The following is an 8312-nucleotide window of genomic DNA, read 5'->3' as shown; positions in this document are numbered from 1 at the left end:
CGAGGGGGTGGGCCGTCAGACGCCTTTGGGGGGGGTGTGGGGGGGGGGGGGGGGGGGCCGGGGGCGAGCGCCCCCCCCCCCCCCCCCCCCCCCCCCCCCCCCCCCCCCCCCCCCCCCCCCCCACGACCGACCACGACGGCCACACCCGGCTGCCCCGGTACGCGCGCGGCGCCGTCGGCGTCCTCGTGGAGCAGGCGGGCGTGCACCCGCTGGCCGACGACCGGGCCCGCGGCCGTGCCGGCGCGCCGCAGCCGGTGTGGCACGTGCGGTTCGCCGCCGCCGACCTGTTCGGCTCGGGCGACCACACGGTGACGGTGGAGCTGTGGGCCGACTACCTGACCCCGATCGAGGAGGACCCGTGAGCGACCACCCCAGCTCGGTCATCTCGGCGCGGGTGCGCCACGTCGAGGCGCTGCTGGAGCGCCGCGGCCTGCTGGACGACGGCGAGATCGACCGCCGGATCGACGCGTTCCTCGCCGGCGGCTCACCGGCCAACGGCGCCCGGATCGTCGCCCGCGCCTGGGTCGACCCGGCCTTCGCCGAGCGGCTGCTCACCGACGCCAACGCGGCGATCCGCGAGCTCGGCCTGTCGATGGCCGGCGGGCTGCAGGAGCAGCGGCTCAAGGTGGTCGCCAACACCGAGGACGAGCACAACGTCGTCGTCTGCACGCTGTGCTCCTGCTACCCGATCGCGCTGCTGGGCCCCTCGCCCGGCTGGTACAAGAGCGAGGCCTACCGCTCGCGGGTCGTGCGGGACCCGCGCGGCGTGCTGCGGGAGTTCGGGCTCGAGCTGCCGGAGCGGACGCGGATCTCGGTCTGGGATGCCAGTGCCGAGTCGCGGTACATGGTGCTGCCGCGCCGCCCCGCGGGGACCGAGGGCGTGCCCGAGGAGCGGCTCGCCGGCCTCGTCACCCGCAAGGGGCTCGTCGGCACCGCCGCCGTCTGACCCCGGACGGCGCCTCGCGGCTCAGGCGGCGCGGCCCTCCAGAGGCAGACGGGTGACGGCGATCATCGCCCACGGGTTGCGGTACCCGACCTGCTCGTCGCCGGGCACCGCGATGTCGCGGTAGCGGTCCAGCAGCAGCCGCAGCGCGACCCGGGCCTCCAGCCGGGCCAGCGGCGCGCCGAGGCAGAAGTGGATGCCGTGCCCGAAGGTCAGGTGCGGGTTGGGCGTGCGGTGGACGTCGAACCGGTCCGGCTCCGGGAACACCCGCGCGTCCCGGTTGGCCGCGGTCAGCCAGACCAGCACCACCTGCCCGGCCGGGATGCGCACGCCGCCGACCTCGGTGTCGGCCCGGGTGATCCGGGCCAAGCGCGGGAACGGGGTGCGCACCCGCAGCACCTCCTCGATCGCCGTCGGCAGCAGCGCCGGGTCGGCGCGCACGGCACGGACGGCGTCCGGGGCGTCGCGGAAGCAGACCAAGCTGTTGCCCAGCGTCGCGGTCGTGGTGATGTGGCCGGCGATCAGCAGCAGCCCGACGAAGCCGACGATCTCCTCGTCGGCCAGCCGCTCCCCGTCGACCTCGGCCCGGACCAGCTTGCTGGTCAGGTCGTCGCCGGGGCGGGCCCGCCGCGAGCGGATGTACTGCAGGAAGTAGTCGTTCATCTCGTGCATCACCGGAGCCACCGCCGTGACCGCCTGCTCGCCGACCTCGCGCAGGGACCGGTCCGGGTCGATCTCCTGGTCCAGCAGCGCGTCGGCCCACCGGCGGAACAGGGCCCGGTCGGAGACGGGGATGCCGAGCAGGTCGGCGATGACGATCACCGGCAGGGGATAGGCCAGCGCGTCGACCAGGTCGAACCGCTCGCCGGCCGCGTCCAGGAGCTCGCCGGTCAGCTCGGCGATGCGCGGCTCCAGGTCGGCCACGACCCGCGGGGTGAACGCCTGGCTGACCAGGGTCCGCAGCGTGCGGTGCCGGGGCGGGTCCATCCGGACGAAGTTGCCGCGCTGGAACAGCGCGAAGTCGTCCTGCCGGGGCTGGAGCGCGGAGAGGTCGGAGGAGAACACCGCCGGGTCGGACAGCACCGTGCCGGCCTCCGGGTGGCCCAGGACCTGCCAGCACTCCTGCCGGTCGTCGACGTGCACCTGCCCTCGCGTGCGGCTGTCCTCCAGCCAGCCGAGGAAGTCCGCGAACGTCGATCGGGTGGTCGTCATGCTCCTCACTCCCTCCGGGCGGAGCACCCGCGTCCACGCTAGGCGCGGACGCGGACCCGGTGGGGCGCCTCGGCCCTCCCCGTCGGAGGCCGCCGTCCCGGGGAGGGCGCGGCCGCGGGCGGACCGTCAGGCAGTCGGGCGCGACACGCGACGCTCGCGGAGCCGGTCGAGGGGGCCGCGCAGCCGCAGCCGGAAGCGGTCGGGCACCGCGCTGATCGGCTCGGCCGCGCCGTCCGCCTCGGCCCGCCGGAGCTCGGCCCGCCGGCGTTCGAGGCGCTCGACCTCCGCGAGCAGCGCGGCGCGGCGGGCGGCGGCGTCCCGGTCCAGGCGCTCCCGGGTCGCGGCCGCCTCGGCGTCCGCCCGCCGCCGCTCCTCCCGTCCGGTGCCCAGCAGCCGGACGACCTCGTCCCGGGCGTGCAGCCGGGCGGCGGCCGCGTCGTCCGCGGCCCGCTGCCGGGTCCGCTCGGCGTCCTCGGCGGCGCGCTGCCCGGCCGCCCGCGCCGCCTCGAGCCGCGCCGCCGCCTCCGCGCAGGCCGCCCGGCGGGTCTGCTCGGCCTCGTCGACGAGCCGGCCGGCCGCGGCCGTCGCCTCCTCGGCCCGGCGGACCGCGTCGGCGACGACCCGGTCCGCCTCGGCCCGCGCGTCGGCGAGCAGCCGCCGCCCGTAGCCGACCAGCCGCTCCGCCTCGGCGGCGGCCGCCCTCCGGTCGGCCTCGGCGTCCGCCCGCAGCGCCTCGGCCTCGTCGGCCGCCGCGGCGAGCACCGCCCCGATCCGGCGCGACAGCTGGAGACACTCCCCGCCCCCGGGCGAGTGGCCGAGCAGCTCCCGGGCCTCGTCGAGCGCGGCCCGCGTGGCGAGCAGACGGGCGTCCAGGCGCTCGCGCTCGCGGTCGGCGGCGGCGAGCTCGTCCTCCGCCCACCGGACGTAGGTGTCGACCTGGAAGCGGTCGTAGCCGGCCACGGTCCGGCGGAACATCGGCCCGGCCTCCAGCACCGTGGGCAGGTCCCCGGAGACGTTGGGTCGCCGGCGGTCGCGCGACGGCGTCCCGAGCGGGATGGGGACGCCGGTCTCGGCGTCCTCGGTGTGCAGATCGACGCTCATGCTCCCTGCTTCCCTCCACGGTCCCGGGTCCGGGGGCGGGACGCTACGGCGCCCGTGCGGGCGCGCGGACCCCCGCCGGGCGCCGACCACCCGGCCGGGCGACCCGGCTCGCGCGATCCGGCGGTCGGCGTCGGCGCCCTCTCGCTGCGTGACGTCGCCCGGGTGGGTGAGACGCCGGCGTGGAGGGTGTGCCGGCCGGGGACGTCGCGCACCCTCGTCCCATGGCGACCGTCGCGACCCCTCCGGCTCCGGGCAGCATGACCGTCCCCCCACTGTTCGGCTGGGAGCACGTCCTGGTCGTCGTGGCGGTCGTGGTCGTGCTGGCCCTCGCCGCGCTCGTCGTCCTCGCAGCCGGCACCGCCGCGTCCGGGCGGTCCGAGTGGCAGGCGTGGCTGGACGGCCGGTCGGGCCCGCGCCGCGACGAGTAGCGGCGGCGCTCACGCGCCGGTCGTGGTCAGCAGCCGCTCGCACGTGCCCACGAGGTACCGGGCGACGGTGCGGTCCTCCGTGGACGACGCCGGGTGGGCCGCCACCTGCTGCCAGTGGGCGAGGTGCTCCCGGGCGGCGCGCACCAGCTGCCCGGGGTCGGCGTCCGGACCGCAGCCGAGGCGGGCCGCGGGGTCGGTGCCGTGCAGGCCGAGCAGCCGCACCGCCGCCAGGCGCTCGGCCGGCGGCAGGGGGGCGCCGTCGGCGGTGAGCTGGTCGAGCAGGTCGAGCTCGGTGAGCTCGTGCCGCCCCAGCCGGAACCGGTCGAGCTCGTAGCGCAGCGGGTGCGCGTCGCGGGGCGGTGGCGACGTGTGCAGCAGCTCCGCGAGCGCCTCCATCGCCGCCCGGGCGCGGAACGCCTCCAGCCTGGACTCCAGCCGGGTGCGCACCAGGTCGGCCAGGTCCACGTACGCCTGCCGCTCCTGGTCCGCCGACCCCGCGGCGCCCTCCGACCCCTCGGCACCGGCTGCCGGCAGGACGGTGACGCACGAGCGGCGCAGCTCCGCGGGCGCCTCGACCGGGCGGTCGGCGCCGCCGGCCGGCTCGGGGACCAGGACGCCGAGCACCTGGCTGGGCCGCAGCCGCGAGGTGACCGCGAGCAGGTCGGTGTAGCACTCCTCCGCGCGCGCGGACGACGGCACGAGCAGGACGACGGCGTCCGCGTCGGCGGCCGCCACGGGGTCCGGTGCCGGCTGGTCCGGTGGATCGGGACCGGCGGGCGCGGGGGGCCCCGCGGTGGCCACCGGGACGAGGACCGTCGACTCCGCGAGGGCGGAGCCGCGCCGTCCGGACCGGTCCCGGAGCCGGCCGGGGCCGTGCAGCGCCGCGTCGAGGCGCTTGCGCACGGAGTCGACGACCGCCGGCGACGGTCCCACCAGGGCGATCCGCGGCGGCTCGCCCAGCTGACGGGTCAGCGTGCTCAGCTCCTGCGCGTGCGCCGTCCCGTGGTAGAGGTCGCGGGCCCGGCGCACCATGACCCGGACCTGCTCGAGCGGGCGGGGGGCCGGGACGGCGGGGGGCGCCGGAGGCGCCGCCCCCGGCTCGCCGAGGGGCACCCAGCCCTCGACGCAGGTCCCCTCTCCCGGAGCGGACCGGACGTCGAGGTGCCCGCCGACGGCCGCGAGGCGCGTCGTCATGTTGCGGACCCCGCGCCCGAGGGACCCCGAGGCCGCCGGGTCCCAGCCCCGCCCCTCGTCCTCGACGGAGAAGAGCAGGTGGTCGCCGGCGCGCTCCAGCCGCGCGCGGATTGGCGCGCCGCCCGCGTACTTGCGGGCGTTGTTCACCGACTCGAGGCAGCAGAAGTAGACGGCGGCCTCCACCTCGGAGGGGAACCGCGCGCCGGTCACCCCCGCGGTGTCGAGCCGGACCTGCGGGTCCTCCCCGAGCTCGTCCCGGAGGGCGGCGACCACACCGCGCTCGGCCAGCGTGGCCGAGGACAGGCCCGTGGCGGTGCGGGCGAGGACGGCCTCCGCGGTGTCGAGCTGCCCGATGACCTGGTCGAGCCGGGCCCGGGCCTGCTCGAGTCGTCCGGTGCCGACCTCGTGCTCGGCCAGCCCGAGCGCCAGGCTCACCGACACCAGGTGGTGCTGGGCGCCGTCGTGGAGGTCCCGCTCGATGCGCCGCCGCTCCCGGTCGGTCTCGGCCACGACCCGGCGGCGCGCGTCGGCGATCTCGGCGGCGTGGGCCACCGCGGTGCGCAGCTGGCGCTCGAGGTCGATGCTGGTCCGCACGGCCTGCAGCACCACCCCCAGGCTGTTCGCGATCGCCCTCAGCAGGTCCTGTCGCTGGTCGTCGGCGCCGGCGACCGCGGCCCGGTCGACCGCGATCGTCCCGACCTCCTGCTCCCCGTGCCGGACGGGCACCTCCAGCGAGGTCTCGGCCTCCTCCTGTCCCGGCCGGACCCACCGGTAGCTCCGGTCGCGCAGCCCGGGGCGGTGCACGGTCAGCCGGCACGTGGTCGCGCCGAGGCCCCGGCCGACCGCCTCCGCGACGCCGGCCAGGTCGGGCACGCCCCCGGAGGTGGCCCGGGGCCCCGCGGAGAGCTCGGCCAGCACGCTGTAGGGGGCCGGCCTGGTGCCGTAGAGCAGCCGGTCGGCCGCCCGCTCGGTCACGAGGAACACGGGGAGGAAGGCCAGCGCGCTCACCGCGACCGCCGCGCCCAGGGTGACCGCCGGAGGAGCGAACCGCCCGCCGAAGGTGAACTTGCTCGAGAGCAGGTCGACGATCACGTACAGGCAGCCGACGGACGCGGTGACCAGTGCGACGACCAGCCCGCGACTGAACCACCGCTGCGCGCTCAGGGCGCCGGAGCGCCGGCTCGTCATCAGCACGGCCACGGCCACGATCGGCAGGGACAGCCGGGAGGCCCAGTACCAGAGCAGGATCGCCGGCTGGGACGGTGCCGACGCCCAGTCCTCGATCGTCCAGCCCATGAGGGCCAGCCCCGGCCAGCTGAGCAACGCCAGGACGACGGTGATGACGGCCAGCGCCACCCCCATCGCCACCGTCGCGACCAGCAGGCCGAACAGCAGCCGAGCCGGCGCCCGCAGCCGCTCACTGGTGCTGGTGCGCAGCTGGCGGCGCAGGCCGGCGGCCCCGACGAGCGGCAGCACGAGCCCGGCGAGGAGGACGCAGCGGACCTTGCCCGGGAGGAACGCGGCGGCCAGGAGCGCCGCCGCCGCGACGCCGACCGCCGCGACCCCCACCCACCGGCGGGGGCGCCCGAGGGGCACGCTCCGCGGCGCCCAGGCCACCGCCAGGACGTAGCAGACGCAGGTGACCACCGGCAGCACGAACCGGGCGACCGCACCGACCAGGTCCAGCCCGGTCAGCCTGGCCAGCACCTCCGACGCAGCGTCCGCCTGGAGGCTGAAGGCGGCGCCCGAGGCGGCCAGCGCCGTCCCGAGCAGGCGCTGCGCCGGGTCCCGCGGCGGGCACACCAGCAGGGCGCCGGCGCAGCCGAGGACGAGCACGGTGAGCGCGGCGTCCGGGACCACCTGGTACAGGGGCTCGCTGCGCCGCGCCCCGGCGAGCACGGCCCGGGACCACACGTCGCCCCCGGCGCCGGGGACCCCGGCCGCGACCACCCCGACGACCAGCCAGACGATCGACAGCAGCGCGCACCCGACGAGGAGCGCGGCGATCCAGCCGCCGCCCCGTCGTCCGGCCCGCCGGCCGGTCACCGGAGCGCGACCTCCGCCTCGATGCCGCGCTCCACGACCGGCTCCACCCGGTCGGGTACCCAGGCGTGGATGACGACGGGCGTGCCGCGCCGGGGGGCGCCGTCCCCGCCGGGGCCGGTGACCCGCAGGCCGCCGCCGAGCGCGACCAGGCGGTCGGCGTCGTCGGCGAGCGCCGCCTCGAGCCGCTCGACGGGCACCGGCGGAGCGGGGTCCTCGAGGACCACGCTGATCGCGCCGCGGCCCTCCTCGAGGCGCAGGTTCAGCTCGCGTTCCGCGGGTCGGCCGGCCAGCTCGCGCAGCGCCGAGGCGGCCGCGTAGTAGAGCCCGGACTCCAGCTCCCAGGCCACGCGCGAGCCCAGGTGCGCGTGCAGCCGCACCGGCCGGGGCAGGTCGGCGACCACCTCGTCGAGCGCGGCGGCCGGCCCGTGGTCGCGGAGCACGGACGGGTACACGCCCCGGGCCACGGTCCGGAACCGGTCGAGCAGGTCGTCGAGGCGGGCCCGCTCACGGGCGAGGGACTGCCGGACCGCCGTCAGGTCGTCGGGCGGGTCGGCCAGGCCGGCGCGGATCGCCGCCAGCTCGGTCCGCAGCACGGTCAGGCGGTCCCCCGTGGCGTGCGAGAGCTCCGCGAGCAGGCGCCGGCGGGCGGCGTCCCGGGCCGAGTCGAGGCGCCGGCGGGAGGCGCGGAGCTCTTCGGCGAGCTCGTCGGCCCGCCGGACCCGCTCGCTGAGCTCCGCGTTGAGCGCGACCAGGCGGAGCGGCAGCGCCGCTCCGTGGGCGACGTCGTGGAGCAGCCCCCGGTCGGCGACGGTGACCGAGTCCGCCTTGGTGATCGTCAGGGCGGCCCGGAGCACCCCCGCGTCGAGCACGGGGACGACGGAGTCGACGGCCGGGTCGGCGAGCAGGTCCGCCAGGCCCGGCACGGTCCGGCCGGGGGGCGTCGCGGCACCGGCGTCCGGCGGGTGGTGGGCCGCCTCCACCAGCCGGTCGCCCACCGCCAGCCAGACCGCGGCCCGGACCGCCCCCGTGCCCTCGGCCAGCACCTGCGCCAGGCCGGGCAGGACCTGCTCGAGCGACCCGGCCTGGATCCGCCGCGCCGCCTCGGCCAGCGCCGAGTAGGGGCTCGCCAGCCTCCGGCCGGCCACGCGGGTGACCACGCGCTCGAGGAGCGGCCACACCAGGAACAGCGCGACGGTCGCGAGAGCGACCGCGACGAACGGCAGCAGCAGCAGGACCTGCCGGGTCTCGATCAGGTCGTGGCCACCCCGGACGACGGCGACCAGCACCGCGGCCACGCCGCCGGTGACCAACAGCCAGCGGAGCACCGCTGCGGTGCCGACCCGGGTCATCTCCACCCCCGGCCCCCGCCCGGCGCACCGGCCGGGCCC

Annotated in this window: 7 protein-coding genes; 3 read left to right on the top strand and 4 right to left on the bottom strand. The window is 78.2% G+C overall.

The genetic code is table 11. The features are described 5' to 3' along the window. Together ACI782_RS22280 and nthA are read left to right on the top strand one after the other, a co-directional pair. The coding region (locus ACI782_RS22280) for an SH3-like domain-containing protein (RefSeq protein ID WP_456912290.1) at positions 1-362 on the top strand (362 nt) is incomplete at its 5' end. After that, positions 359-946, top strand: coding sequence for a nitrile hydratase subunit alpha (gene nthA / locus ACI782_RS22275; protein WP_456912289.1), 588 nt, complete (start codon positions 359-361; stop codon positions 944-946). The genes ACI782_RS22280 and nthA, both read left to right, overlap by 4 nt. A 21-nt stretch (positions 947-967) precedes the next feature. Here nthA and ACI782_RS22270 read toward each other — a convergent pair whose 3' ends face one another. Both ACI782_RS22270 and ACI782_RS22265 read right to left on the bottom strand, forming a co-directional pair. After that, complete coding sequence (locus tag ACI782_RS22270) at positions 968-2155, bottom strand: cytochrome P450 (RefSeq protein WP_456912288.1); 1188 nt, start codon at positions 2153-2155, stop codon at positions 968-970. 126 nt (positions 2156-2281) lie between these two features. Next, the gene (locus ACI782_RS22265) at positions 2282-3256 is read right to left on the bottom strand and encodes a hypothetical protein (protein WP_456912287.1); all 975 of its coding nucleotides are present in this window, start codon (positions 3254-3256) and stop codon (positions 2282-2284) included. A gap of 221 nt (positions 3257-3477) precedes the next feature. Between ACI782_RS22265 and ACI782_RS22260 the strand changes: the two genes are divergently transcribed. Continuing rightward, positions 3478-3684 (top strand): hypothetical protein, encoded by a 207-nt coding sequence (locus ACI782_RS22260; RefSeq protein ID WP_456912286.1) that lies wholly within the window; start codon positions 3478-3480, stop codon positions 3682-3684. Positions 3685-3693: 9 nt separating this feature from the next. On the opposite strand, the gene ACI782_RS22255 is transcribed toward ACI782_RS22260, so the two are convergent. Then, positions 3694-6924 carry an ATP-binding protein gene (locus ACI782_RS22255; RefSeq protein WP_456912285.1) on the bottom strand — a complete coding sequence of 1077 codons (3231 nt, stop codon included), beginning with the start codon at positions 6922-6924 and terminating at the stop codon, positions 3694-3696. Then, complete coding sequence (locus ACI782_RS22250) at positions 6921-8273, bottom strand: hypothetical protein (RefSeq protein ID WP_456912284.1); 1353 nt, start codon at positions 8271-8273, stop codon at positions 6921-6923. The genes ACI782_RS22255 and ACI782_RS22250 overlap by 4 nt, the downstream gene beginning before the upstream one ends. Positions 8274-8312: the final 39 nt, after the last annotated feature.

The organism is Geodermatophilus sp. SYSU D00703 (assembly GCF_054050155.1).
Note: the sequence above shows the minus strand (reverse complement) of the source record. Positions and strands in the feature narration are given on the sequence as shown.